The organism is Polymorphobacter sp. PAMC 29334 (assembly GCF_019431245.1).
GTDB lineage: Bacteria > Pseudomonadota > Alphaproteobacteria > Sphingomonadales > Sphingomonadaceae > Polymorphobacter_B > Polymorphobacter_B megasporae.
The window spans coordinates 1,517,141-1,540,994 of record NZ_CP080243.1 but is presented as its reverse complement, the minus strand read 5'-3'; the positions used below and the strand labels follow the sequence as shown (position 1 = coordinate 1,540,994).

Annotated in this window: 28 protein-coding genes and 1 tRNA gene; 14 read left to right on the top strand and 15 right to left on the bottom strand. The window is 65.6% G+C overall.

Annotation, left to right across the window (positions count from 1 at the left end; all coding sequences use genetic code 11):
- Positions 1-2: 2 nt before the first annotated feature.
- Positions 3-1,637: a Na+/H+ antiporter gene (locus KZX46_RS11210; RefSeq protein WP_219776636.1), complete on the bottom strand. Its 1,635-nt coding sequence runs from the start codon at positions 1,635-1,637 to the stop codon at positions 3-5.
- A gap of 381 nt (positions 1,638-2,018) precedes the next feature.
- On the opposite strand from KZX46_RS11210, the gene KZX46_RS11205 reads away from it, so the two are divergent.
- Together KZX46_RS11205 and KZX46_RS11200 are read left to right on the top strand one after the other, a co-directional pair.
- Positions 2,019-2,975, top strand: coding sequence for a nitronate monooxygenase family protein (locus tag KZX46_RS11205; RefSeq protein ID WP_219776635.1), 957 nt, complete (start codon positions 2,019-2,021; stop codon positions 2,973-2,975).
- 73 nt (positions 2,976-3,048) lie between these two features.
- Positions 3,049-3,450: a DUF3775 domain-containing protein gene (locus tag KZX46_RS11200; RefSeq protein WP_216709163.1), complete on the top strand. Its 402-nt coding sequence runs from the start codon at positions 3,049-3,051 to the stop codon at positions 3,448-3,450.
- Positions 3,451-3,514: 64 nt separating this feature from the next.
- Here KZX46_RS11200 and KZX46_RS11195 read toward each other — a convergent pair whose 3' ends face one another.
- The 4 genes from KZX46_RS11195 to yajC form a co-directional block, all read right to left on the bottom strand.
- A complete protein-coding gene (locus KZX46_RS11195; protein ID WP_219776634.1) occupies positions 3,515-3,916 on the bottom strand; it encodes a hypothetical protein in 402 nt (133 codons plus the stop codon).
- 66 nt (positions 3,917-3,982) lie between these two features.
- The gene (secF, locus tag KZX46_RS11190) at positions 3,983-4,939 is read right to left on the bottom strand and encodes a protein translocase subunit SecF (RefSeq protein ID WP_219776633.1); all 957 of its coding nucleotides are present in this window, start codon (positions 4,937-4,939) and stop codon (positions 3,983-3,985) included.
- 31 nt (positions 4,940-4,970) lie between these two features.
- Positions 4,971-6,569: a protein translocase subunit SecD gene (gene secD / locus KZX46_RS11185; protein ID WP_219776632.1), complete on the bottom strand. Its 1,599-nt coding sequence runs from the start codon at positions 6,567-6,569 to the stop codon at positions 4,971-4,973.
- 1 nt (position 6,570) lies between these two features.
- Positions 6,571-6,912 carry a preprotein translocase subunit YajC gene (gene yajC, locus KZX46_RS11180; protein WP_216709158.1) on the bottom strand — a complete coding sequence of 114 codons (342 nt, stop codon included), beginning with the start codon at positions 6,910-6,912 and terminating at the stop codon, positions 6,571-6,573.
- A gap of 128 nt (positions 6,913-7,040) precedes the next feature.
- Here yajC and KZX46_RS11175 point away from each other — a divergent pair, with 128 nt between their 5' ends.
- The 7 genes from KZX46_RS11175 to KZX46_RS11145 all read left to right on the top strand — a co-directional run bounded on the left by KZX46_RS11175 (position 7,041) and on the right by KZX46_RS11145 (position 13,470).
- The gene (locus KZX46_RS11175) at positions 7,041-7,871 is read left to right on the top strand and encodes an ATP-binding protein (protein ID WP_219776631.1); all 831 of its coding nucleotides are present in this window, start codon (positions 7,041-7,043) and stop codon (positions 7,869-7,871) included.
- Positions 7,872-7,893: 22 nt separating this feature from the next.
- Complete coding sequence (locus KZX46_RS11170) at positions 7,894-9,390, top strand: ATP-binding protein (protein WP_226896229.1); 1,497 nt, start codon at positions 7,894-7,896, stop codon at positions 9,388-9,390.
- The gene (locus tag KZX46_RS11165; protein ID WP_219776630.1) at positions 9,387-9,830 is read left to right on the top strand and encodes a response regulator; all 444 of its coding nucleotides are present in this window, start codon (positions 9,387-9,389) and stop codon (positions 9,828-9,830) included. Before KZX46_RS11170 ends, KZX46_RS11165 begins: the two co-directional genes overlap by 4 nt.
- Entirely contained in the window at positions 9,827-10,861 is a 1,035-nt protein-coding gene (locus KZX46_RS11160; RefSeq protein ID WP_219776629.1) for a sensor histidine kinase, read from the top strand. The genes KZX46_RS11165 and KZX46_RS11160 overlap by 4 nt, the downstream gene beginning before the upstream one ends.
- An 85-nt stretch (positions 10,862-10,946) precedes the next feature.
- Positions 10,947-11,513, top strand: a complete 567-nt coding sequence (locus KZX46_RS11155; RefSeq protein WP_216709155.1) for a carboxymuconolactone decarboxylase family protein — start codon at positions 10,947-10,949, stop codon at positions 11,511-11,513.
- Complete coding sequence (locus KZX46_RS11150; protein WP_219776628.1) at positions 11,506-12,669, top strand: patatin-like phospholipase family protein; 1,164 nt, start codon at positions 11,506-11,508, stop codon at positions 12,667-12,669. The genes KZX46_RS11155 and KZX46_RS11150 overlap by 8 nt, the downstream gene beginning before the upstream one ends.
- 18 nt (positions 12,670-12,687) lie before the next feature.
- Positions 12,688-13,470 carry a 3-hydroxybutyrate dehydrogenase gene (locus KZX46_RS11145; protein WP_219776627.1) on the top strand — a complete coding sequence of 261 codons (783 nt, stop codon included), beginning with the start codon at positions 12,688-12,690 and terminating at the stop codon, positions 13,468-13,470.
- Positions 13,471-13,527: 57 nt separating this feature from the next.
- Here the strand turns inward: KZX46_RS11145 and KZX46_RS11140 are convergent, their stop codons facing one another.
- The 9 genes from KZX46_RS11140 to KZX46_RS11100 all read right to left on the bottom strand — a co-directional run bounded on the left by KZX46_RS11140 (position 13,528) and on the right by KZX46_RS11100 (position 20,289).
- The gene (locus tag KZX46_RS11140) at positions 13,528-13,920 is read right to left on the bottom strand and encodes a hypothetical protein (protein ID WP_219776626.1); all 393 of its coding nucleotides are present in this window, start codon (positions 13,918-13,920) and stop codon (positions 13,528-13,530) included.
- Positions 13,921-14,043: 123 nt separating this feature from the next.
- Complete coding sequence (locus KZX46_RS11135; RefSeq protein WP_219776625.1) at positions 14,044-15,126, bottom strand: acyltransferase; 1,083 nt, start codon at positions 15,124-15,126, stop codon at positions 14,044-14,046.
- A gap of 106 nt (positions 15,127-15,232) precedes the next feature.
- Positions 15,233-15,309 (bottom strand) — tRNA-Arg (locus tag KZX46_RS11130).
- A gap of 375 nt (positions 15,310-15,684) precedes the next feature.
- A complete protein-coding gene (locus KZX46_RS11125) occupies positions 15,685-16,554 on the bottom strand; it encodes a hypothetical protein (protein ID WP_219776624.1) in 870 nt (289 codons plus the stop codon).
- Positions 16,555-16,589: 35 nt separating this feature from the next.
- Positions 16,590-16,787: a hypothetical protein gene (locus KZX46_RS11120; RefSeq protein ID WP_219776623.1), complete on the bottom strand. Its 198-nt coding sequence runs from the start codon at positions 16,785-16,787 to the stop codon at positions 16,590-16,592.
- Positions 16,784-18,304, bottom strand: a complete 1,521-nt coding sequence (locus KZX46_RS11115) for a PAS domain S-box protein (RefSeq protein ID WP_219776622.1) — start codon at positions 18,302-18,304, stop codon at positions 16,784-16,786. Before KZX46_RS11115 ends, KZX46_RS11120 begins: the two co-directional genes overlap by 4 nt.
- 7 nt (positions 18,305-18,311) lie before the next feature.
- Positions 18,312-18,677: a CsbD family protein gene (locus tag KZX46_RS11110; RefSeq protein ID WP_216709147.1), complete on the bottom strand. Its 366-nt coding sequence runs from the start codon at positions 18,675-18,677 to the stop codon at positions 18,312-18,314.
- A gap of 42 nt (positions 18,678-18,719) precedes the next feature.
- The gene (locus KZX46_RS11105) at positions 18,720-19,037 is read right to left on the bottom strand and encodes a hypothetical protein (RefSeq protein ID WP_226896228.1); all 318 of its coding nucleotides are present in this window, start codon (positions 19,035-19,037) and stop codon (positions 18,720-18,722) included.
- Between the two features lie 184 nt (positions 19,038-19,221).
- Positions 19,222-20,289: a S41 family peptidase gene (locus tag KZX46_RS11100; RefSeq protein ID WP_219776621.1), complete on the bottom strand. Its 1,068-nt coding sequence runs from the start codon at positions 20,287-20,289 to the stop codon at positions 19,222-19,224.
- Between the two features lie 102 nt (positions 20,290-20,391).
- Between KZX46_RS11100 and KZX46_RS11095 the strand changes: the two genes are divergently transcribed.
- From KZX46_RS11095 to KZX46_RS11080, 4 genes are all read left to right on the top strand, one after another.
- Positions 20,392-20,781, top strand: coding sequence for a hypothetical protein (locus KZX46_RS11095; RefSeq protein WP_219776620.1), 390 nt, complete (start codon positions 20,392-20,394; stop codon positions 20,779-20,781).
- Positions 20,778-21,353, top strand: a complete 576-nt coding sequence (locus KZX46_RS11090) for a TetR/AcrR family transcriptional regulator (protein ID WP_219776619.1) — start codon at positions 20,778-20,780, stop codon at positions 21,351-21,353. The genes KZX46_RS11095 and KZX46_RS11090 overlap by 4 nt, the downstream gene beginning before the upstream one ends.
- Before the next feature lie 65 nt (positions 21,354-21,418).
- Positions 21,419-22,264 carry an SDR family oxidoreductase gene (locus KZX46_RS11085; RefSeq protein WP_219776618.1) on the top strand — a complete coding sequence of 282 codons (846 nt, stop codon included), beginning with the start codon at positions 21,419-21,421 and terminating at the stop codon, positions 22,262-22,264.
- 117 nt (positions 22,265-22,381) lie between these two features.
- On the top strand, positions 22,382-22,660 hold the full coding sequence (locus tag KZX46_RS11080; protein WP_219776617.1) for a UrcA family protein: 279 nt from the start codon (positions 22,382-22,384) through the stop codon (positions 22,658-22,660).
- 42 nt (positions 22,661-22,702) lie between these two features.
- Here the strand turns inward: KZX46_RS11080 and KZX46_RS11075 are convergent, their stop codons facing one another.
- On the bottom strand, positions 22,703-23,629 hold the full coding sequence (locus KZX46_RS11075; protein WP_226896226.1) for a LysR family transcriptional regulator: 927 nt from the start codon (positions 23,627-23,629) through the stop codon (positions 22,703-22,705).
- Between KZX46_RS11075 and KZX46_RS23255 the strand changes: the two genes are divergently transcribed.
- The gene (locus KZX46_RS23255; RefSeq protein ID WP_255615460.1) at positions 23,628-23,753 is read left to right on the top strand and encodes a hypothetical protein; all 126 of its coding nucleotides are present in this window, start codon (positions 23,628-23,630) and stop codon (positions 23,751-23,753) included. The genes KZX46_RS11075 and KZX46_RS23255 overlap by 2 nt on opposite strands.
- The last annotated feature ends 101 nt before the right edge of the window (positions 23,754-23,854 follow it).

The window sequence follows — 23,854 nt, the reverse complement described above, 5'->3', positions numbered from 1 at the left end:
TGCTAGCCCTCGACCTCGGACTCGGGGTCGGCGAGACGATCGCCGGTCGCGCTCTCGAGCGCGTGCAGGTTGCGCGCATCCTCGAGGTCGAGCTCGCGCTCGATGCGGCGGCGGGCGTCGTCGGTAATCGCATCGTCGCGGTAGGCGATGGCGATCGCGTCACGCTCGGCCTCGATCAGTCTGGCCTGAAGTCGTGCATCGACCGCGACCGGGCTGCCCTCGACCGCGTCGTCGGCGGTGCCGGCATATTCCTTGCGCCGGTCGCCGTGGCGGCGGCGTAGCGCCTCGATCGCGGCCGGGTCTTCGCCCATGGCATCGAGGTAATCGATCTCGGCGAGGACCGCATCGATCGCCGCCAGTCGCGCCGCGACCTCGGCCTTCTTGGCGTCGGCGGCCTCGCGCCTGCCCTCATCGGCCAGCCCTAAGGCTTTGATCACCGGCGGCAGCAGCGCACCCTGCCCGATCAGCGTCACCATGATCACGACAAAGGTCACGAACAGGATGAGGTCACGCTCGGGAAACGGCACGTCGCCGATCTGCCGAGGGATGGCGAGCGCGGCGGCGAGCGAGACGACGCCGCGGATGCCGGTGAAGCCGATCAGGAACGGCATTTGCCAGCGCGGTTGTGGATCGCGACGGCCGATGGCCGGGATCAACCGTGGCAGGTACGTCGCCGGGAAAACCCAGATGAAGCGGACGACCACCACCACCACCGTGACGACCACCGCCGCCTCGGCCAGCCGTTGCCATCCTCCGCCCGATAGCCCGCTCGCGAGCGCCTTGGCCTGCAGACCGATGAGCATGAAGAGCAGACCCTCGATCGCGTGGGTGACCAGTCCCCAGACGAAATAGCCCTGAAGTCGCGTTGCCGAGGCGATCAGCCGCGGGCCGTTCCAGCTGACGAACAGCCCGGCGGCGACCGCAGCGAGGACGCCCGATCCGCCGAGCGCGTGCGGCGGCCAAAAGGCGAGGAACGGCGTGAGCAGGGCGAGGATGATCTCCGACTGCGGGCTCTTCGCCCAGCGGCGGATGCGCAGCGTGGTCCAGGCGACGGCGAGCCCCCATGCGAGTTCGCCGACGACGATCGCGGCGAAGGAGGCCAAGGCCGTCGACACCGAAACGCCGCCGCTCGTCACCGCGCCGACCGCGAAGGCGAACAGGATCAGCGCGGTGGCGTCGTTGACCAGCCCTTCGCCCTCGAGAATCGTCAGCAGCCGCTGCGGCATGTGCAGCCGCCGCGCGATTGCCATCGGTGCGACCGCGTCGGGCGGGGCAACGACGGCACCGAGGACAAATCCGACCGCCCAGTTCATGCCGAGCAGGAAGTGACACGCCGCGGCGACGGCGGACGCGGTGAACAGGACGCAGCCAATGGCGAGAAGCAGGATCGGCCGGAGGTTATCGCGGAACCCGCGCCAGCTCATGCCGACCCCGGCGCTGTAGAGCAGCGGCGGCAGGAGCACGAGCATGACGAAGTCGGGCTTGATCGTGACCGGCTTCAGCCCCGGAATTATACTGATCGCCGCGCCGGTCAGCACGAGCACGATCGACTGCGGAACGCCAAGCCGCCCCGACCCGGCGTCGGCGAGCGCCGTCACCGCGAGCAGCACCGCTCCAAAGGCAAGGATGGACAGCATGGGTCGAGCGTGTGGGCGACCGTCGCGCGGGTCAAGGCAATGTACGCGTCGGTCGCTTTCTTGTGCGCCGATTCCGACAACGACGCACGATGAAGCTGTAACAATGAGAAAGAACGCGCGCCGCCCGGTGGCGACGAGGGAGCTTACCGCGATCCGGGGGGTGTAGGACAGCGACTTGAACGGCTGCTTCCGCCGTGGTGTTGCCGTTCCCGCAACCGCCTCGCGGGGCTTGCCCGCTACCCGGCATTACTGGCAGACAATACAGTAGCGCTCAAATCACCGCTGGCCGGGTAAGATAGAGTGGCTACAATCAACGCCGTCCCCGCGAAGGCGGGGATGACGGAACGTCAGACTGATTTCGCGCACCAGGAGCCCTCGCCGATGTCGATCCCCGCCGCCCTCAGCCGCCGCCTGTCGATCCCGGTGATCGCGTCGCCGCTATTCATCATCTCGAACCCCGACCTTGTCATCGCGCAGTGCAAGGCGGGCGTCATCGGCAGCTTCCCGAGCCTCAACGCGCGCCCGCTCGCGCAGTTCGAGGAATGGCTCGTCCGACTGAACGCCGAGCTCGGCCCCGACGACGCGCCGTATGCGGTCAACCTGATCGTCCACAAGTCGAACGACCGGCTGATGGACGACCTCGCTTTGTGCGTGAAGTACAAGGTCCCGGTGATCATCACCTCGCTCGGCGCGCGGGTCGACGTCAACGAGGCGATCCATTCGTACGGCGGCATCGTCATGCACGACGTCATCAACGACCGCTTCGCCCACAAGGCGATCGAGAAGGGCGCCGACGGCCTGATCGCGGTCGCCGCAGGGGCGGGCGGCCATGCCGGCACGACCTCGCCGTTCGCGCTCATCCAGGAAATCCGCAAGTGGTTCGACGGCCCGCTCGCGCTGTCGGGGTCGATCGCCAGCGGCGCGTCGGTCCTTGCGGCAACCGCGATGGGAGCCGACTTCGCCTATATCGGCTCGGCGTTCATCGCCACGACCGAGGCGCGCGCCGACGAGCGCTACAAGCAAATGATCGTCGACAGTTCGGCATCCGACATCGTCTATTCGAGCCTGTTCACCGGGGTCAGCGGCAACTACCTCAAGCCGTCGATCACGCTTGCCGGAATGGACCCCGACCACCTTCCCGAGGGCGACGTCTCGACGATGGACTTCGGCAGCGGCGCCGCGCCCAAGGCGTGGAAGGAAATCTGGGGCTGCGGCCAAGGGATCGGCGCGATCGATGCCGTTATGCCAGCGGCGGCGTTCATCGCGAAGCTGCGCCGCGAGTATGATAGCGCCCGCGGCCGGATCGGGATCGCGCCGTTGCGAGCGGTGGCGGCGTAGTTCAGACCGTCACGGCGGAGCGCGGAACCCCGATGCACCGGCGTCGTTGCGGTTCGACACAGGAGAGACGCCCATGGAACTGACTATCCCGCTCGAGACCGTCTGCCGCGTCATCCTGCGCGCCCGCGAGTTCGAAGCGCTGGTACCCGACACCGATCCCGACGACGGCTCGAACCCGACCGACGACGGCGCCGCCGACGAGATCGAGGACGACGGAGACAACCCGACCGAAGAGGAGCTGCGCGCGATCATCGACGACCTCGCCGACGACGAGAAGGCCGAGCTCGTTGCCCTCGCGCTGGTCGGGCGCGGGACGTACGACGCGAGCGAATGGTCCGACGCGATGGACGACGCCAGCGAGGAGGTCGACGACGCTGCGGACTTCCTGCTCGATCTGCCGATGCTGGCGGCGTATCTCGAAGGCGGTCTCGCCGCGTTCGACCTGTCGTGCGACGGGCTTGGTCAGGTCGTCTGACGCTCGGCTTAAGTTGACAGAGTTGGCAATTGCGACGCCGTGATCGCGTCCTGCGGTCACGGCATTAAGTTGACAGTGTTGACGTTTTCGGCGGCTTTGCGGGGCTTGTTCGCGGACTCGAATGGTAAAGTAGAAGCGCGGTTAGCAGGCGATTGATGATGAAGACCCGCTCGCCGACGATCGCCCCCTTGTACTTCACCGGCCGCGTCTCGCCCTCGGACACGCGTGCGGCTGCCTCGTCCGCGATATCGGCCATGTAGCGATCGAGCGCCGCATCCCACGCGCGGGCGAAGGCGGCATTGTGCGGTTGATCGCGAAACTTGTACGCGCTCGTCCGCGACAGGCCGATCCGCGCACAGACATCGCGGACGTTACCCGAGGTCGCGAGGTCGGTGACGAACCGACGCTGGCGCGCCGGGGTCCACCCGGTGCGACGACGACGGCGACGAGGCGGGGAAGTGACCATCCCCGCCCATAGCCTAATTGGTTCGCAATGTCAAGATTGCACCGCCAAATCCTACAAAAGGTAAGATCAGCGGCGTGCCCGCTCGACGTTGACCGACGGGCCGGTCTTCTTCGCCAGCGGCTCGATCTTCGGCTTGACGCCGAGCGCGATCAGCAGCGACGACGAAACGAAGATCGACGAATACGTGCCGACGACGATCCCGAGCAGCATCGCTGCGGTGAACCCGAAGATCACGTCGGGGCCGAGCAGCAGCATCGCGGTCAAGGCGGTGATCATCGCCAGCGACGTCATCACGGTGCGCGGCAGCGTCTCGTTGACGCTGAGGTCGATGATCGGGCCGATGTCCATCTGGCGGTACTTGCGCAGGTTTTCGCGAATCCGGTCGTCGATCACGACCTTGTCGTTGAGGCTGTAGCCGATGATTGTCAGGATCGCGGCGACGACGTTCAAGTCGAACTCGAGGTGTGTCAGCGCGAAGAAACCGAGCGTCACCGTGACGTCGTGGACGAGCGCGACGACGGTCGAGACGCCGAAATGCCATTCGAAGCGGAACCAGGTGAACAGCGCTACCGCCGCCATCGACAGCAGCACCGCGAGCGCACCCTTGTGGATCAGCTCCTGGCTGACCTTGCCGCTCACCGACTCGGTGCGGCGGAAGCTGACATTGCCGTATTTGCCCTTGAGGTCGCTCTGGACCTTGGCGACGACCTTCTGCACCGCGGTCTGGTCGCCCGGCGGCAGCGGCAGGCGGATCAGGATGTTCTTCGGCGAGCCGAATTCCTGCAGCGAGACATCGCCGACGCCGAGGCCGCGAACCTCGCCGCGCAGCCGGTCGAGCGGCGGTGCCACCGGGAAGGCGACCTCCATCGTCAACCCGCCGACGAAATCGACGCCGAGGTTGAGCCCGCGCGTCGCGAGCAGCCCGATCGAGCCGAGCGTCAGCAGCAGCGTCAGCGCGAACGCGAAGTAGCGCAGCTTGACGAAGCCGATGTTGGTGTTGTCGGGAACGATCTTCAACGGCATGTCGATGCCCTACCCTTATTGAGATCGCACATCATATCGTCAGCGCCTTCGGGCGGGCGCTCGTCAGCCAGCGCGAGACCATCAGGCGAACGACGGTGACGGCGGTAAAGACGCTTGTGGCGATGCCGATCGACAGCACCACCGCAAAGCCCTTGATCGGCCCCGAGCCGAACATGAACATGATGATCGCGACGATGATGTTGAGGCTGTTGGCATCCCAGATCGTCCGCGTCGCGTCGCGAAAGCCGACCTCGACCGAGGCGACGACGCCCCGGCCCTTGCGCTGCTCCTCGCGGATGCGCTCGTTGATCAGGACGTTCGCGTCGACCGCCGCGCCGATCGTCAGAACGAGCCCCGCGATCCCCGGTAGCGTCAGCGTCGCGCCGACGACCGACATCACGCCGATGATCAGGATCATGTTGAGGATCAGCGCGATCACCGAATAGACGCCGAAGCGACCGTAGGTGACGATCATCAGCAGCGCGACCGCGATCACCGCGGTACCCGCAGCGAGGCTGCCCGCGCGGATCGAGTCGGCACCGAGGTCGGGCCCGACGGTGCGTTCCTCGACGACCTTCAACTCGACCGGCAGCTTGCCCGACCGCAGCAGGATGGCGAACTGGTTCGCGCTCGCGGTGGTGTAGTTGCCGGTAATGATGCCCGACCCGCCGAGGATCGCGCCATTGATCCGTGGGGCGGAGATGACCTTGTTGTCGAGAATGATCGCGAATGGCTTGCCGACATTCTCCTGAGTCGCCTTGGCAAAGCGGCGGCCGCCGGTCGAATCGAAGCGGAAGGTGACCGCGGGCGAGCCATTGTCGTCCTGTCCGACCTGGCTGTCGACGAGCTGGTCGCCGGTGATCATCGCGCGGCGCTTTACCGCGACGGTGCCCGGCTGGTCGGCGTACGGCAAGATCTGGCTGCCGGCGGGGGCGTGACCCGCGGCGACTTCGGCAGGGTCGGCGTCGGTGTCGACAAGCTTGAATTCGAGCTTGGCGGTCTTGCCGAGCAATGCCTTCAATGCGCTCGGGTCCTGCAGCCCGGGAACCTGCACGACGATGCGGTTGTCGCCCTGGCGGACTATCGTCGGCTCGCGCGTGCCGAGCTCGTCGATCCGGCGGCGGATGACTTCGACCGCCTGCTCCATCGCGCTGTTGGTGGCCGACGTGATGCCGGCGTCGGTCGGGGTCATCGTCACGCGGTTGCCGTCGACGACGGCGACTTCGACATCGCGCTGCCCGGTGAGGTTGCCGACGGGGCGCGTTACCTTGCGCAGCGTTTCGACCGCACGGTCAAGCTGGGTCGGGTCGGTCACCGTCAGTGCGACGGCGCTGCCGGTGATGCCGAGGTCGCGATACTTGACCGCGCCGCCGTCGGCTCCAGCAAGTTCGCTACGGGCAGTTTCCTCGAGGCCGTCGAGCTTCTGCTTGCGGACGTCGTCGGTCGCGGCTTCGAGCATCATGTAGCTGCCGCCGCGCAGGTCGAGGCCGAGGTTGAGTGTACCGGTGGGCACGAACGACGGCAGCGACCTGAGCGTCGCCGCGGGGATGAAATTGGGGATCGCGAAGATCACGCCGAGGACCAGCGTGGCCAGAATCGTCCACACTTTCCAGTTTGGAAAGCCGAGCATGCTAGTTCTTCGTGTCGTTGGCGGCGGCGGGCAGCGGCTTGGTCCGGACTTCGGACAGCGTGCCCTTGACGACGCGCAGCTTGACGCCGGTCGCGACCTCGACCTCGAGCTCGGTGTCGGCGACCTTGGTCACCCGCCCGATGAGCCCGCCGCCGGTGACGACCTCGTCACCGCGCTTGACCGCGTCGATCGCGGCGCGATGCGCCTTGGCGCGCTGCTGCTGCGGGCGGATCATCAGGAAGTAGAAGATCGCGAAAATCGCCACATACGGCAGGAACAGGAGCAGGTTGCCCTGAAGGCCGGAGGCCGCTGCCGTCTGGGCATAGGCCGGGGATGAGAACATGAAAGTTTCTTCCGTGGGGTAGGTTTGCGCGGCTCTATAGCCGATGCGGGGTAGCGCGCAAATGGTCGCGGAGCTGCCGGCGATCCTGCCCCCTCCCCGTTGCGGGGTGGATCGGGTACATCGCGCCGATGACCGACCCCCTCATCCGCATCGCCGACGCGCTCGATCGCCTTGCGCCGCCGCTCCCCGTGCCCGCCGATCCCGCGGTTGGCGATGCCTTCGTCTTCGACGGCGGCATTCTGCGCGCGGTCGCCCCGCCGCCGGCCCAGCCGCTCGCTCGCTTCGCCGGCGTCGATGCCCAGCGCGATGCCCTGCTTGCCAACACCCGGCGCCACGCCGCCGGAGCCGCCGCGCACGACGTCCTGCTGTGGGGCGCGCGCGGGATGGGCAAAAGCTCGCTCGTTCGCGCGGTCCATGCGGCGGTAATTGCCGAGGCGACCGGGCCGGCGCTCGCGCTGATCCAGGTCGCGCGCGAGGACCTGACCGGCCTGCCCGGCCTGTTCCGCGTGCTCGGGCAAACCGCCCGCCGCTTCATCGTCTATGCCGACGACGTCTCGTTCGAGGCCGACGAGCGCCAGTACAAGGCGCTGCGATCGATCCTCGACGGCGGGATCGAGGCACGACCCGATAATGTCCGGCTTGCCGTCACGTCGAACCGGCGGCATCTCGTGGCGCGCGAGCACGCCGATACCGAGGCGGCGAGCGCGATCAACGCGCGCGACGTCCTCGACGACAGGCTCGCGCTCGCCGATCGCTTCGGGCTGAGCCTCGGCTTTCACAACTGCGACCAGATTACATATCTGGCGATCGTCGCGGGCTATGCAGCCGCGCACGATCTCGCCTTCACCGACGCCGAGGCGCTCGAATGGGCGGTCGGGCGCGGCCACCGTTCGGGCCGGGTCGCGTGGCAGTTCGTCATCGAACTGGCGGGGCGCGCCAATCGCGCTATCGCGATGTGATTTGGTCCGCTATCGCTCGGACGTGACGATTTCAGACCGAAATTTTCAGCGGCTGGTCCTCGCGGCGATGGCGAGCGGTCTCGTGCTGTTGCTGATCGCTGCGGGCGTAGTCGTCCTTGCGGCCGGCGAACGGCAGCGTAGCACCGCGCTCGTCGTCCATACCTATGAGGTCGAGCGCGCGCTCGACAAGTTCAGCATCCTGACCGAGCAGCTCGAAACAGCCCGGCGCGGATATCTGCTCCACCATCGCCAAGCGTCGCTCGACACGTATCGGCGGACGACCGCCGCGATCCCGCATCAACTCGATCGCCTGGAGTCTCTGACCCGCGACAACGCCTCGCAGCAGACGCGGATCGTCGGCCTGCGCGCCGAGGCGAAGCTTCATCTCGATTCGGCGCAGCAGACCTTCGCACGGCTGGCCGACCCAAACCCGGCGATGCAGGCGATGGCCGATTTCGCCGTCGACAGCAGCTTCGTCTCGATGGTCGCGCTGCGCAACATGACGTCGGTGATGGAGACCGAGGAGAAGCGGCTGCTGGCCATCCGCCGGGCGGCGCAGGACAAGGCGTCGTCCGACCTTAATATCATCCTCGGCGTGGTCGGCTTTCTGATCCTCGGGATCATGGGCGGCGCGTCGTGGATCGTGCTGCGCTATACCGCCGACCTAAATGTCGCGCAGGAGGCGTTGCGCAGCGTCAATTCGGGGCTCGAAGACGCGGTGACCGCGCGCACGGTCGAACTTAGCCGCGCCAACGACGAGATTCAGCGCTTCGCCTATATCGTCAGCCACGACCTGCGGTCGCCGCTGGTCAACATCATGGGTTTCACCGCCGAGCTCGAGGCGGCGATCGGTCCGTTGACCGGGCTCGCCGACCGGGTCGACCACAGCGCTCCCGACCTGATGCAGAGCGATGCCCGCGAAGCGCTCGCCGATCTGCCCGAAGCGATCGGCTTCATCCGCACCTCGACCAACAAGATGGACCGGCTGATCAACGCGATCCTGCGGCTGTCGCGCGAGGGACGGCGGACGCTGGCCCCGGCACGGGTCGATATCGCCGGGCTTGCCGAGTCGATCCGCGACAGCCTCCAGTTCCGGCTCAACGAACTAAAGGCCGAGATCGCGATCGCCCCCGCAATGCCGACGATCGTTACCGACCGGCTCGCGCTCGAGCAAATCCTGTCGAACCTCATTGAAAACGCGACGAAATATCTTCAGCCGGGACGTCCCGGGCGGATCGTCGTCAGCGCGCGGCGCGAAGGACAGCGTGTCATCATCGACGTCACCGACAACGGCCGCGGGGTCGCGATTGCCGACCATGAGCGGATTTTCGAGCTGTTCCGCCGCTCGGGGGTTCAGGACCAGCCCGGCGAAGGGCTGGGCCTCGCGCACGTTCGCGCCTTGTCGTATCGCCTGGGTGGCGTCATCACCTGTATCTCCGACCTTGGCGCTGGGGCGACCTTTCGGCTATCGCTGCCGCACGCGCTGAAGGCCGAACTGCGCGAGGAAAGTCCCGCATGAGCGAACATAGCGTCAACATCATCATGATCGAGGATGATGAGGGTCATGCCCGGCTGATCGAAAAGAATATCCGCCGCGCCGGCATCGCCAACGCGATCCGTCATTTCGTCGACGGCACGACCGCGCTCGACTATCTGTTCCACGCCCCCGACGGCCCGGCGAACAACGGCCCGGCGCTGATCCTGCTCGATCTCAACCTGCCCGACATGAGCGGCATCGACATCCTCGGCAAGATCAAGGCCGACTCGCGGCTCAAGCGGACGCCGGTCGTCGTGCTGACCACGACCGACGACAAGCAGGAAATCCAGCGCTGCTACGATCTCGGTGCGAACGTCTACATCACCAAGCCGGTCAACTACGAGAATTTCGCCCGAGCGATCCAGCAGCTCGGCTTGTTCCTGTCGGTCATCCAAGTGCCCGAGGTCGGCGACGACGCGTGACCGAGCGTCCGCGCATCCTGTATATCGACGACGACGAGGGACTTTGCCGGCTGGTATCGCGCGCGCTCGGCAAGCGCGGCTATGATGTCAGCGTCGCGACCAACGGCCTCGACGGGGTCGCGGAAGTCAAGAAGACCGTGTTCGACCTGATCGCGGTCGATCATTACATGCCCGGCTACGACGGTTTGAGCACGCTCGAAGCCCTTCGCGCCCTGCCCGACGTCCCGCCGATCATCTACGTCACCGGCTCCGAAGAGAGCCGGATTGCGGTCGCCGCGCTCAAGGCGGGCGCGATCGACTATGTCGTCAAGACGATCGGCGACGATTTCTTCGACCTGCTGACGAACGCTTTCGACACCGCGATGACCGCCGTCGCCCTGAAGGCGCAAAAGGTCGAGGCCGAGGTCGCGCTGCGCGCGTCGAATGCGCGGCTCGAGGCGCTGCTCCACGAGGTCAATCACCGCGTCGCGAACTCGCTCCAGCTCGTCTCGGCGTTCATTCACCTCCAGGCGAAGGCGCTGACCGATCCCGCCGCGAAGAGCGCGCTCGCCGATACGCAGGCGCGGATCACCGCGATCGCGCAGGTCCACAAGCGGCTGTACACGTCGGACGACGTCGAGGGCGTGGCGATGGACGACTATCTCGCCGCGCTGGTCCGCGAGCTCGAAAAAACGTGGTCGACCCCGGCCTCGCCGCGCGCGCTTCGCCTGATCGCCGCGCCGATCCGGCTGGCGACCGACCGTGCGGTGTCGCTCGGGGTGATCGTCAACGAACTCGTCAGCAACGCGTGCAAATACGCCTATCCGCAGGGCCAGCCCGGCGAGATCCGCATCGAACTGGCGCTCGACGGCGCGCGCGACTTCGTCCTCCGTGTCGAGGACGACGGCGCCGGGCTGCCCGCGTCGAAGTTGCCGACCGGCACCGGGATCGGCACGAAGCTGATCGGCGCGATGGCGGCGAGCTTGGGCTCGAACCTCGTCTACGACCCGGCCTATGTCGGCGTGCGCGCGACGCTTCGCGCGTCGGTCTAACTGCGGTTCGATCGCGCGTTAACTGTAGCATACTTGTCGCAGCGATCGGTTATGGTGCACCGCGTCATAATCCTAGGAGTCGCCGATGCGCTTGCCCTTGATCGCCCCCGCCGACCTGTCGCCCGAGCAGAAGCCGCTCTACGACGACATGCGCAAAGGTATCGCCAGCAACTTCAATGCGTTCAAGGTCGAACGCGAAGACGGCGCGCTGATGGGTCCATGGAACCCGTGGCTCCACGAACCCGTGATCGGCAAGGCGATCTGGGACCTGACGCTGGCGATGACCGCGCAGGCCGTGCTCCCCGACAACGTCCGCCAGATCGTCATCCTCGTCGTCGGCGCGCGATTCGACGCGGCGTACGAGCTTTACGCGCACATCGCGGTCGCCGAACGTGACGGCATGGCTGCCGAACGCCTTGCGACGATCACCGCCGACCTCAAGCCGACCGACCTGTCGCCCGAGGAGAGCATCGCTTTCGACCTCGCCTTCACGCTCGTTCGCGGCGGCACCCTGCCCGAGCCGATCTATGCGCTCGCGCTCAAGACCTTCGGCCAGCACGCGTTGAACGAGATGATCTATCTCGTCGGCCTCTACAGCCTCGTCTCGACGACGCTCAACGGCTTCAACGTCCCCGTCCCCGAGCGTGAATAGCCCCGTCGCGTCGCGCGACACAGCGCGTCCCAACGGCACGCCATTCGAGAGCGTCGCACTTCTCCTCCAGGGCGGCGGCGCGCTCGGTGCATATCAGGCCGGGGTGTATGAGGCGCTCGTCGGCCACGGTATACGCCCGACGTGGATCGCAGGCATCTCGATCGGCGCGATCAACTCGGCGATCATCGCCGGGAACGACGCCGCCGAGGGCATCGCCAAATTGCGTGGCTTTTGGGAATTCGTCAGCGATGCCGGGGACGGCGGCATAAGCCACTTCTGGTCGGGCCTGATGTCGGGCGATGTCGCGCGCGGGTTGGTCAACCAGATTGCGGCTGGCCAGATCATGACCAATGGCGTGCCGGGGTTCTTCAAGCCGCGCTTCCCGCCGCCGTACCTCTCCCCGAACGGATCGCTCGCCGCGACGAGCTGGTACGACACCGCCGCTCTACGATCGACGCTCGAGCGCTTCGTCGATTTCGACCGGATCAATGCGAAGGAAACGCGCTTCTCGGTCGGCGCGGTCAACGTCCGCACCGGCAACTTCGCCTATTTCGACAACGCGACCGATACGATTCGTCCCGAACACATCATGGCGTCGGGAGCGCTGCCGCCCGCCTTTCCGGCGATCGAGATCGACGGCGAGTTCTACTGGGACGGCGGCATGGTCTCGAACACCCCGCTCGACTGGGTGCTGTCATCGCGCTCCGACCTCGACACGCTCGTCCTCCAGGTCGACCTGTGGAGCGCGCGCGGCGACCTGCCGCGCGATCTCAGTGAAGTCGCGGTGCGTATGAAGGAAGTCCAGTTCTCGAGCCGCACCCGGGCCGCCACCGACTCGTTTCGCGCGGCGCAGAAACTCCGTGCAGTGTTCAACGAGCTACTCGCCAAGCTGCCGCCCGAACTGGCCGAAAGTGCCGAGGCGAAGATCCTGACCGGGGCGTCGGACCCCGCGGTGTTCAACATCGTGCAGCTGATCTACCGCTCGCCAACCTACGAGGGCCAGTCGAAGGACTATGAGTTCTCGCGGCGAACGATGGAGGAGCATTGGGCGGCGGGGCTGCGCGACGCCACGCACACCCTCGCCCACCCCGAGGTTCTGACCCCGCCGACCGACGCGCACGGCGTCGACGTCTATGATTTCACGAGCCACGATTGAAGAACAGGGAGTAAGCCCATGATGCTCACCGACAAGGTCGCCGTCATCACCGGAGCCGCCAGCGGCATCGGCAAGGACATCGCCAAGGTCTATCTCGCCGCCGGAGCCAAGGTCGCCATCGCCGACCTCAACATCGATGCCGCCAACGCCACCGCGCTCGAATTCGACCCGAGCGGCGAACGCGCGATGGGAGTGGCGATGGACGTGACGCAGGAGGATCAGGTCAACGCCGGGATCGAAGCGGTCGTCGCGAAGTTTGGCGGGATCGACATCCTCGTCTCGAACGCCGGTATCCAGATCGTCGCGCCCGTGGTCGACTACAGCTTCGCCAACTGGAAGAAGATGCTCGCGATCCACCTCGACGGCGCGTTCCTGACGACCAAGGCGTGCCTCAAGCACATGTATGCGCAGGGCCGCGGTGGCAGCGTCATCTACATGGGCTCGGTCCACAGCAAGGAAGCGTCGAAGCTCAAGTCGGCTTACGTCACCGCGAAGCACGGGCTGGTCGGCCTCGCCAAGGTCGTCGCCAAGGAGGGTGCCGAGCACGACGTCCGCGCAAACGTTATTTGCCCCGGCTTCGTCCGCACCCCGCTCGTCGAGAAGCAGATTCCCGAGCAGGCGAAGGAACTCGGCATCTCCGAGGATGACGTCGTGAAAAAGGTCATGCTCGCCGAAACGGTCGACGGCGAGTTCACCACCGTCGACGACGTCGCCCAGGTCGCGCTGTTCCTCGCCGGCTTCCCGTCGAACGCGCTGACCGGGCAGAGCATCGTCGTCAGCCACGGCTGGTTCATGCAATAGGCCGATGCGCGGCACCGGCCGATCCGGTGCCGCGCATGTCGTCAGGCTCGAACGCGATCAGGCGGGGTGATGCTTCTTCGCCTCGCCGCGTGCTTTGTCCGCCGCAAGACGTTGCGACCGCTCCGCCGGGGTCTCGGTTGCAGACCGCTTTGCGAGCGCGCGCGTCTCATCGGCCGCAAGACGCTGTCTGTCCCCGGCCGCATCGGCCGCCGTCGGCTTTTCGGCACGCTCGGCGGCCAGCCTTCGCGCCCTGTCGGCGGCGAGGCGGCTCGACCGCTGTGCGGGGGTTTCGTTGGCGTGTGCGGTCGAGTGGGCGCGATCGTTCGCGAGCCGCTGGCCGCGTTCAGTCGGCGTCTCGCCCGAATGCGGCAACGGTGCCACCGGCGGCGCCGTCTGCGCGGTCGCCGCCACGGCGATGAAAGCGGTCATCAGGATAATTGGAAGTTTCATCGACTAAGGCTCCAGGCTGATTGCGACATCCGCGATGCCGACCCGCTTGTACCCGTTCTCGAATTAACCACGAAGAACGAGTTGTTAAGCGCGGGTTTCGCGAAGATTATTTGGTCTTTGCCGCTACGGGCGACCGAGCGGCGTAGCTCCCGATCCGCTGCGTGCACCGCCGCGCGGCCACCATCTTCCGGTGGCCCGCGTAAGCGGCTTTTCGACAAGGAAGTGGAACGCTACACCGGCCAGCACCGTCAGGGCGACGACCAGCACAAACGCCAGTGCGACGGGCAGCGCGCGCACCGCGGCGATTGCGTGTGCCTTCGCGACAAATCCCAGAACCGGAAAATGAGTGAGATAGATCGAGTAGGACGCGGCCCCGAGGGTCAGCAGCACCGGCGACACTTTGATCGGCCGCCTGCCCTCCTGGGCCACGAGTGCGCCGATAATGAGGGCGCTCGCCGCGCCGAACAGCAGGTGCCGGGCGGCGTATGAAAAGACGGGCGCGAAGACGTTTTCCATTCCCAGCGCCAAAAATCCGGCTGTGCCGACCCACGCGAGCACGATCGGCAACGTCTGCGGATGGTGCTTGGACAACCACCATATGCCGACACCGAACAGGAAGAGCAGGTTGATCGAGTCCCCGAGATACGGCGGCAGGAACGGATAGCCGAGCGCCGACGCGAGGATACCGGCAACCCACGCACCGGCGACCACGATGCCGGCGCGCGGTGAGGCGATCGCGATCCCGAACGCGATATAGAAGGCGATTTCGTGGAACAGCGTCCATGCCACGGCAAGGACCGTCGGGGAATCGACCGGGCCGACGAGCACAAAGGCGCTGATGACCATCTGCGGTGTCAGATGGACACTCGAGTTCAGTCCGAACGGTAACAGGCTGAGCGCAATGACCCCGATCAGGATGAACCAATAGACCGGGTAGATCCGGAGCAGGCGACTGCGCACGAAGTTCGCCAGGCGGGCTGGCGCACCGATGTCCGCGGCATGGACGTGCGCAATGATGAAGCCGCTGAGAACAAAAAAGAAGTCGACCCCCGCATGGCCAAAGTTGAAAAATCCGCCAAGGATAGTGGTGTCCCAATAATCACTTTTGGCGAAGACCTTGGCACTAGCGTGGAACAGGACGACCAACAAAGCAGCGACGCCCCGGCCGGCCTGGATCGATCCGAAGGACTGTCGCTCGATCGCCACGATATCTTACCCCGCTGTTGCCATGCCCTGCCCTCGACGGACCATTTCAAATAATTTCGTAGTCCGGATCTATTACACGTGAACAGCTCGTTTCGACTGACACCACTGGTGCGCCCGGCTGGGTTCGAACCAGCGACCTCAGGATTAGAAGTCCCGTGCTCTATCCAGCTGAGCTACGGGCGCATGACGGTGAAAAGCGTTTTTAAAGCGTCGAAATCCGATCCAACTCGATACAATATTCTGCGACGGAGAGCATTGCTCCCCCGACGCTTGGCTTCGCACTAACGCTCGCCGCCAATGCTACGACGTCCTTACGATGTCCGCTGTGCAATCACAAAATCTGACCGTCCGCTCGACCAGTCCGGCTGAGGCGGCCCTTGAGGCGACGCCATCGTTGCCGCCTATCCGGCGGTCGACTGCGCCTTGTGCATAAACCGAAGACGGCGTCCGCGGGCATGCCCGCGGACGCCGCCTGCCCGCGATCCGCGGACTGCTGCCGTTATATTCCCCGGCATGAGCCGGTGCGGCGGGTCAGATACGCCGACCCGCCGCAACCATTCAGCGCAATGCGCGACGCGTCGCCGCGACTGCCCCGAAACCAGACGCCGCGGCACCTATCAGGAGCGCGAGCACGAGGACGAACGAGGTTCCCGCTGCAGCACCGGCGGCCGTGTCGGTCGCCGACTTCACCGTCGAAATCGTCTCGTTCTTCGTCTGCACGAACTGCTGCTTGGCGCGCGTCACCTGCGCCTGAGCCTCGGCGTGGCTGATCTTGCGCTGTGCAGCGACGATATCGACGATCCGGCTTTCGGCCTGCGCACCGGTGCTGCCGCCACGGGCGAGATCGGGGAGCTGTCGCGTGATTTCCTTCTGTGCCTGCTCGGACGTCATCTGGGCAGGGTCGCTCGGCGCGGGGGAGAGATATGCCGCAGCCTCGTTGCGGACATCGCCTTCATCAATGCCGGCGAGCGAAGCGGCCTTGGGCGCTGCCGCGCTGACCGTCGTCCCGGCTGCGCTGGCCAATGCACTCACCGTGCGGAATCCGCCGCCGATGATCCCGCCGACGGCCGAGGTCAGCAGGTATAGCGTCATGATGAGCGTGACGCCCCAGACGACAAGGCCGTGGACGAGCGCATCGAACCGCTCGTGGACGCCGGCGACCCGCGCGGCAGCATAGCCGCCAGCGCCGAGCGCCACGATCGTCGTGACGAGCCAGTAGATGCCCGCGCCGATGCCGAACCCGGCTGCGCCCGGCGTCGTGCCGTTGACCGGATCAACCATGGTCAGGCCGATGCCCGCACCAAGGATGCCAAGGACGAGCTGAACCGCGACGGCAATGACAACGCCGGCGAAGATCGCCCCCCATGACAGCCGGGTCGGGGTCTTGCCGTAAGCCTCGTCGAGGCCGGTATGTGCGTGGGTCGTCATGGGTGCTCCTGTTGAAATCGAATGTGTCGCCGCAGTCAGGACCGCGGGGATGTCTTGCGACCGGACGCATCAGCGGCACCGGCTTTCTTCTCTGCCGTGCCGCGCTCACGCACCGCGTCGTCGCCGATCAGTTTGCCGATCGCTTCGGTCACCGAGCCCGCGGCTGCACGTTTTACGGCGGCCTTCGCCTTGGCATCGGTTGGCGCGACGGGGTCCTTTGCTCGAGCGGTCATGCTGCCGTCTCCTGCTGGCTATTCTCGTGCCGGACGCCCTCACCGTCGAAACCGCGCGCACGTGCCCAGGCAACCGCGGCGATGCGCCGGTTGACGCCGATCTTGGCGTAGATCCGCGCGACGTGGTTGCGGACCGTGTTGCTGGCGACATCGAGCGTCCGCGCGATCGTCTTGTCGTCACAGCCCTGGCAAATCAGCGCCAGCACGTCGCGTTCGCGCCCGCTCAGATCATCGAGACCAGGACCGGCGACATCCGGCTGAGGCGCACGAAGCCGCGCGAGCTTGTCCATGATCGAGCGGCTGAACCAGCTTGTGTCCTTCATCACCGCTTCGATCGCCTCGACCAATTCGAGTTCGGTCGCCTTGCGCCGGGTGATGTCCTGGAATGCCCATAAGACGCACGCGTCGTCGCCAAGCCGGATCGCCTCGGTCGACACGATGCAGTCGATCGTCGCGCCATCACGCGCATGGATGCGGGCCTCGTGGCCGCGCAGATCGTGACCGGCCTCGATCGCCTCCTCGATCTCGTGCTGACTCTCTCTGCTGTCCCACAGCTCGACCTGTCCCAACGGACGGCCGATAATCTCGGTCGGACTGTAGCCGGTCATCTGGGTGAAACTGGCGTTGACCTCGCACAGCAGGTGCCCGTCGCGTGCCCCGATCGCCATGGGAATCGGCGCCATCTGAAACGTGCGGGTGAAACGCTGCTCGCTGTGACGCAACGCGTCTTCCGCCTTCCGGCGCGGTTCGAGATCGGCGAAGGTGAACAGCATGCACGGCTGATCGCCCATGTCGATCGGCTGCCCGGCAACAAGGACAAGCTTGACGCCGCCGCCGGGCAGTTCGAGCTCGGCTTCCATCTGCGGGATTGTCCGGCCTTCGGACAGACGCTCCTTGGCCAGGTCCCGCCGGTCCGCCTCGCGCAGCACGTCGATGTCGTACACGGTCTTGCACAGCACCTGATCGCGCTGGTGCCCGGTCATCTCGAGAAAGCCGACATTGACCTTCACGAAGCGCAAGTCGTTGAGGCGGCAGATCACCGCCGGCGCCGGGTTGGCATTGAAAGACTGCTCGAAACGATCCTCGGCCGCGTAGCGTGCGGATACGTCTTGGATGATCAGAACGAGGCACGCCGGCTCGGCCTCGTCGGCATCGTTGAGCACGAGACTGCGGACCTGATGGACCCAGCGCGGGCTGTCGTCGCCGGCAACGGTGACCTCGACGACGACCTCGGAGAAGGAATCACCGGCAACGACACGCTCGATCGGATAGTCGTCGGCTTCGACCCGGTGGTTGTTGCGGTAACGCAGCTGAAAGCGGCTGCGATACTCATCGACGGTCGCGCCGAGATCGGCGATATCTTCGACGCCGTGCATGGCCAAGGCGGCGTCGTTCGCCCAGAGCAGGCTCTGGTCGGGATCGATTAGGACCACGCCCTCGTCGAGACCGACGATGATCTGCCGCAAATGACGCAGACCCGCCGTCTCGCGCAGGGATTTGAACGACGCCTCGGCCATGACGCGCTTAGTCGCGACGTCCGTGGATCATCCGGGCCAGACCGTAGCCGACGGCTGCCGAGACGAGCGCGAGCAACACCGGCTGCTCCTGCACGGTCTGCGCGGCGACCCTCGCGCCGTTCTGTGCGGATTCGGCGAGACGTTCGCCAGCCGCCTTCAGGCGGTCGCGCGCCTCTGCCGCGAGTTCCGGGGCGTTATCGATCACGTTTTCGACGATCGACTTGGCGCGACCATAGCTGTGCTGGACGCCGCCCGCGACCTGATCGACAACGCCGTCGACCTTCCAGTCACGACTATCGACAACATCGCCGATGGCCTTTTCGACCTTGCCGCCGACATAACGCGCGCCGCCGTGGAATTCATCGTCGTTCATAATCGTTTCCTAAGAGAAATGAGCGGAAGCTACGGTTGTTAATCATGGAAGGATGCCGCAGACGGCCGCGGCTTTGCCGACGGCGACTGCGATAGCGGGATCCTTGAGCTCACTGGCGACGCGCAGGAGATCGCCAACGGTGAGCACACCGGGGGTGTCATCCTTGCGGTAGGCGGCTGCAGCACGTCCGAGCTGCTGGAGCTGGCCGAGCGACAGATCATGCTGCAGTCGCGTTCCGACACAATCTGCGCGCGGCGTGTCCAGCCCATAGCGCTGAAGACCAGTCGAAATCCGTGTGGCGGGCGTTGCACACGCGGCCAGCGCAAGCGCGCCCAGTAAAGATAAAGCCATAACTTTCATGTGCATCGCTCCCAGCCGGACACGCTGAGGCGCGGCCGATCGAGCGCATCAACCAATTGGAGGGAGGCGCGTTGCTGGTATTTTTGCGAGATTGGCTAGTCTGGAACTACCATTTTGCTCGTTCGTGCGCCTGCCTAGGGGCCTACGCGAGCATTGTCCCAAGGCTGGGCACTGGCGACTTTCATCAGCGCGCGCGTTCGGGCAATGCCGCCGATACCCGCTGCAAGGCCTCCGGCAGGCGGCCGGCCACGTCGGCGGAACGACGCCGTGCACTGTCGGACGGCCTCAGTCCGATCAGGAGATCCGGCACGATCCCGCGAACTTCGTTGGTGCCGTCTGCCCGCAGATAAACGCAGTCGGGGATCGCCAGCGTCGCGCCGGAATGGCGAAGCTTGATCGGTTCGCCGCCGTCGGTGTGCCCGCATCCCGCGCCGGCCGATACGGTTCCGATGATCAAAGCGGCGTGGTTGTCCTGAAGCACGGCGGCGAATTCTTCGGCAGACGATACGGTATCACCGTCGATGAGGACGATCAGGGGACCGCGCCATACACCTTCCTCGTACGGGTATTTCATGGGGATAAAGACATCTTCCGCCCACGGCTTGTCCTTCAGCGCTTTCGGATCCGCCGCGGCAAGCGGACCTGAGACGAAGAAGCCCGCTCCGAGCCACGTGCAGTTTGGCTTGTTGCCGAGTAACAGCGGCTCCGATCCGCACGGCGTCGCCGCGACCATCGCCTTGGCATGCGCCTGGTCCGCGAAACTCCTCAGCATCGTCCGGTCCGAACCGGTAGCGCCCTCCGCGTCGCGCCGGAGCGTCGCTTCGAGAGCGAGAAGATTCTTCGTCCACTGTGCGCCGCGAACGAACGCCATCCGTTCCGACACCAACCGCTTCGATGTCAGCATCCGCGCCGCGGCATCCGCCCACTCGTTGCCGCCGCCATTTCCTGCAATATCGACAAGCAGGGCGGTGGCACCCGCAGCCTTGACCGCCATGATCTGCGCGGCAAACGCCTCGGTGTAGCGCGCATTGGCCAGTCGATCGATGCGGTCCTGGCAACCATCGTCGCACGGACTGCCGGCAGCCAGATGGAGCGCGGCAACTGCCTGCCGGCACAATTCCGGCCGCGCACCGGCACCGATCAGCCCGATCGAAATCACGCCGACCGTGCGCCCGTCGATGGTCAACGTCCCCGCAGGAAAAATAGCCGACTGCGGTGTCTCCAGCGGTTTGTACCCGGGGGCGTTGACCATCAGCGGCGATGCCGCCTGCGAGGCGTTGAAATTCCGGCAGGGATCTGCGGCACCCGATCGCTCGGCAGCCGATGTTGCCGCCACGGGCCAGTCGAAGTGAACATGGCCGTCACCAAGCCGCTGCGTCAAACGATCGAAGGCCGCCCGGGCGTCGGCATCGCTTCCCGCGCGATCGATCCGAGCGCGGGTCTTGTCGAGGAGATCGGAAAGATGATTGGCGTTGTCGAACTGCGCCCATTCGAGGTTGGCGTATCGGGTCGCAAACGCCTGCCGGACCTGCGCAAGATCCTCGAGCCACGCGCTTTTGTCGAATGCCTCGGCGGCGGCCGGCGCGGCTGTACTTATGACGATGACGATGCCGCAGATGAACATCATGCAGAAACGGAACATGGCCTTGGTCACTCACAGTTCGCCACAATGGGTCGGCAGGCAAAGGCCAAAGTCCCGTCGACGTCGCGCCTTGCAGCGTTTCGGTCTATAACGACCGTATGAGCAAGATTGCACGCAACGACAACGAGGATGCCGTCGATCGCCGCAGCCGTATCCTCGACGGCGCGCGCGCAGCCTTCATGCGCTACGGCTTCGAGCGGTCGAGCATGGCCGATATCGCTGCCGGAGCTGGCGTCTCGCGGACGGCGCTCTATCACTATTTCCCGGGCAAGGAGGACGTCCTCCAGGCGGTCGTCGACGAGCTCCACGCGCGGCACCTGAATGCCGCGACCGAAGCGCTCGAACGCAGCGAGACGCTCGCTTCGGCGCTCGCCGCGCTTATCGACGCGAAGTTCGGACGTACGCTCGATCTGGTGACCGCAAGTCCCCATGGCGTCGAGCTGGTCGACGCCGGCCATCGCCTCACCGGGCCAACGATCCGCGACGCCGACGGGTCGTTTCACGCGCTCATGGTCAAGGCGCTCGAACATCATGGCCGGACGGAAGACGCGAACGCGGTGGCAGATACGCTGATCGCCGCAGCCAGGGGCCTGATGCGATCGGGCGATAGCTATGTCTCGAAGGAGAAGTTCGACGACCGCGTTCACCGCATAATCGCATGGACGTGCAAATGACGGATTGACACTTAGAGTTCATAACGTCAAAACGTCTCTCGTCAGTTGGACGAGGGTCAAGCAATATGTCGAACGTTCTCATCACCGGCGCGAACAGCGGCTTCGGCTTGTTGACAGCGCGCAAATTCGCCGAGGCCGGTCACACAGTTCACGCTGGCTATCGCGCGGAAAGCCGTGCCGGCGATCTCCGGGCATTGGCGCGTGAATTGCCCCTGGTCCGCCCCGTCCAACTCGACGTGACCGACCAGAGCCTGGTCGACTCTGCCGTCGCCGAAGCTTGCGCAGCCGGCCCGATCGACGTTCTCGTCAACAACGCGGGCTTCGAAGTCTCCTGCCCGGTCGACGCGCTCTCCGACGAGGTGTTGCAGCGGCAGTTCGATACCAATGTCTTCGGCGTCGTCCGCATGATCCGTGCCGTCGCGCCCGGAATGCGCGAACGCAAACAGGGTGCGATCATTAATCTCTCGTCGATCGTCGGCTGGCTCACCGTGCCTTACGGCGCCGCGTACGCCGCAACCAAGCACGCCGTAGAATCGCTGTCCGAAGGACTGTGGTACGAACTGGCCCCGTTCGGCATCCGCATCGCGGTGGTGGAGCCCGGCGTCTTCCCGACACCCTTCCACAGCAATGTCGTGACGGCTACCGAGTTTGACGAGAACTCGCCGCACTGGGCCAATGCCGAGCGGTATCGCGGCGCCATGCGGCCAACGATGGACGGGGTAAAATCTGATCCGCAGGAGGTCGCCGACCTCGTGTTCGAGGCGGCAACGACCGCCACGCCCAAGTTCCGCTACGCCGCCGGAGCCGACGCCCGCGCCTTCATCCCCGCCTATAAGAGCATGGAGTTCGAGGCCTTCAGCCAGGCGTTGCTGACCCGCGGGGGTCTAGCGGACTGGGCCGCCCCGGCCTGAAGCCAACGAATCGAATAGCTTCAGAAAAACAGCGCCTGCACTCGCGGAAGCAACGACAGCCCGCGCCACAAAGGGAACACCGCCATGTTTCGGAACCTGATAATCGCGGCACTCGCCGTGAACTGCCTCGTCATGCCCGCAGCCGCGCAGGCACCGCCGGCCCGCGTCGCCCTCAAGTTCGCGGACCTCGACCTGAGCCGCGCCCGCGACGTCCGGCGGCTCGATCTCAGAATCGCGCGAGCCGCCGCCGACGTCTGCCGTCCAGAATCGACGCTCGATCTGACCGGCACGATTGCCGGCGCCCGGTGTCGGCGGGACACAGTGTCGGCAACCAAAGTCCAGCGCGATCGCGCCGTTGCCAAGTTCGCAAAACAACCGGAAATCAGTTCGCGCTGATCGCGAGCGGTAAGAGCCGCATGCACGTCTTCATGCTCCCGATCAGCCCTCCGCCACGACCTGGTGACAGACGACGATCACGGTTCCGCGCAACCATCGATGGACCGGATCGGCGTCCATGCGCGGGTGCCACATCGCCAGCACGGCGATTTCCGGAGTTTGGACGGGAAGTTGAAACTGGCTGATGCCGTCGAGGCCCGGATCATTGCATTTGAAGCACGAGCCCGGCACCAGCGCGATCAGGTCTGACTGGCGGGCAATCCGCAGGGCGTCCGAAAAGCCCGGCACCACCACCGCCGTCTCCCGGTGGAGACCAAGCTCTGCAAGGGCGTCGTCGACCGGTCCGGTGAATACGCCGCGGCGCGACGCCGCGACATGCCGGCACGCCGCATAACTTTCCGGCGTGACGGTGTTCGCCAGCACTGGATGCCCATCCCGAGCCGCGCCGACAAACCGATCGCGGAAAATGAGCCGCGTGCGCATTTCGGGGGCGAATCCGCCGAGCACCCCGATCTCGAGATCGATCTGGCCCTCGCGCAGCGGCTCAGCATTCTTGTCGGGCTTCGGTGCAAAGCGCAGGCGCGCCCGCGGGGCGGACGCGAGGATCGCCGTCACCAGCGGGGCTGAGAACATCTCGACAAAGCCCTCACCTGCTCGGATCGTGAAGATTCGGTCGATCTGCGCAATATCGATCTCGCCGGCCTGAGGCGCCAGGGTGGCGCGGACATCACGCGCGAGACGATGCACGACGTCGCGCATCTCGATCGCTCTGGGTGTCGGAACAAGTCCGCGCCCCGCCCGGACGAGGAGCGGATCGCCCGTCGCAGTGCGGAGCCGCGTCAACGTTCGACTCATCGCGGAGGAGCTTAGACCGAGCTTTCGTGCCGCGCCGGTAACACTGCCGGCCGACAGCAATGCGTCGAGGGCACCGAGGAGGTTGAGGTCGAGATTGTCCATGGCCTCGATCATGGCCCGCATCGACGGCGGAATACAGGCGTTCGATGCAACGATGGTCTACATTTGCTGCGTCTGGCGCTTCGATCGCGGGCGAGACATGTCCGGCGGCGATGCCCGAACGGAGCTGTTGATGTGACTCAGTGTGTTTGCCCAACAGGCAGAGTACTCCGGCCCGCACTCCCAGCCGCAGGAGCGACCTCCATCAATGGTATGCCGACGCTCGCCGCGATAGGCTGT

Excerpts from the sequence above, each read along its gene's own strand:
- KZX46_RS11210 (WP_219776636.1), bottom strand. The coding sequence starts at position 1,637 with ATGCTGTCCATCCTTGCCTTTGGAGCGGTGCTGCTCGCGGTGACGGCG.
- KZX46_RS11205 (WP_219776635.1), top strand. The coding sequence starts at position 2,019 with ATGTCGATCCCCGCCGCCCTCAGCCGCCGCCTGTCGATCCCGGTGATC.
- KZX46_RS11200 (WP_216709163.1), top strand. The coding sequence starts at position 3,049 with ATGGAACTGACTATCCCGCTCGAGACCGTCTGCCGCGTCATCCTGCGC.
- KZX46_RS11195 (WP_219776634.1), bottom strand. The coding sequence starts at position 3,916 with ATGGTCACTTCCCCGCCTCGTCGCCGTCGTCGTCGCACCGGGTGGACC.
- secF (WP_219776633.1), bottom strand. The coding sequence starts at position 4,939 with ATGCCGTTGAAGATCGTTCCCGACAACACCAACATCGGCTTCGTCAAG.
- secD (WP_219776632.1), bottom strand. The coding sequence starts at position 6,569 with ATGCTCGGCTTTCCAAACTGGAAAGTGTGGACGATTCTGGCCACGCTG.
- yajC (WP_216709158.1), bottom strand. The coding sequence starts at position 6,912 with ATGTTCTCATCCCCGGCCTATGCCCAGACGGCAGCGGCCTCCGGCCTT.
- KZX46_RS11175 (WP_219776631.1), top strand. The coding sequence starts at position 7,041 with ATGACCGACCCCCTCATCCGCATCGCCGACGCGCTCGATCGCCTTGCG.
- KZX46_RS11165 (WP_219776630.1), top strand. The coding sequence starts at position 9,387 with ATGAGCGAACATAGCGTCAACATCATCATGATCGAGGATGATGAGGGT.
- KZX46_RS11155 (WP_216709155.1), top strand. The coding sequence starts at position 10,947 with ATGCGCTTGCCCTTGATCGCCCCCGCCGACCTGTCGCCCGAGCAGAAG.
- KZX46_RS11145 (WP_219776627.1), top strand. The coding sequence starts at position 12,688 with ATGATGCTCACCGACAAGGTCGCCGTCATCACCGGAGCCGCCAGCGGC.
- KZX46_RS11140 (WP_219776626.1), bottom strand. The coding sequence starts at position 13,920 with ATGAAACTTCCAATTATCCTGATGACCGCTTTCATCGCCGTGGCGGCG.
- KZX46_RS11125 (WP_219776624.1), bottom strand. The coding sequence starts at position 16,554 with ATGACGACCCACGCACATACCGGCCTCGACGAGGCTTACGGCAAGACC.
- KZX46_RS11120 (WP_219776623.1), bottom strand. The coding sequence starts at position 16,787 with ATGACCGCTCGAGCAAAGGACCCCGTCGCGCCAACCGATGCCAAGGCG.
- KZX46_RS11115 (WP_219776622.1), bottom strand. The coding sequence starts at position 18,304 with ATGGCCGAGGCGTCGTTCAAATCCCTGCGCGAGACGGCGGGTCTGCGT.
- KZX46_RS11110 (WP_216709147.1), bottom strand. The coding sequence starts at position 18,677 with ATGAACGACGATGAATTCCACGGCGGCGCGCGTTATGTCGGCGGCAAG.
- KZX46_RS11105 (WP_226896228.1), bottom strand. The coding sequence starts at position 19,037 with ATGAAAGTTATGGCTTTATCTTTACTGGGCGCGCTTGCGCTGGCCGCG.
- KZX46_RS11100 (WP_219776621.1), bottom strand. The coding sequence starts at position 20,289 with ATGGTCAACGCCCCCGGGTACAAACCGCTGGAGACACCGCAGTCGGCT.
- KZX46_RS11095 (WP_219776620.1), top strand. The coding sequence starts at position 20,392 with ATGGCCGTCACCAAGCCGCTGCGTCAAACGATCGAAGGCCGCCCGGGC.
- KZX46_RS11090 (WP_219776619.1), top strand. The coding sequence starts at position 20,778 with ATGAGCAAGATTGCACGCAACGACAACGAGGATGCCGTCGATCGCCGC.
- KZX46_RS11085 (WP_219776618.1), top strand. The coding sequence starts at position 21,419 with ATGTCGAACGTTCTCATCACCGGCGCGAACAGCGGCTTCGGCTTGTTG.
- KZX46_RS23255 (WP_255615460.1), top strand. The coding sequence starts at position 23,628 with ATGGCCCGCATCGACGGCGGAATACAGGCGTTCGATGCAACGATGGTC.
- KZX46_RS11075 (WP_226896226.1), bottom strand. The coding sequence starts at position 23,629 with ATGATCGAGGCCATGGACAATCTCGACCTCAACCTCCTCGGTGCCCTC.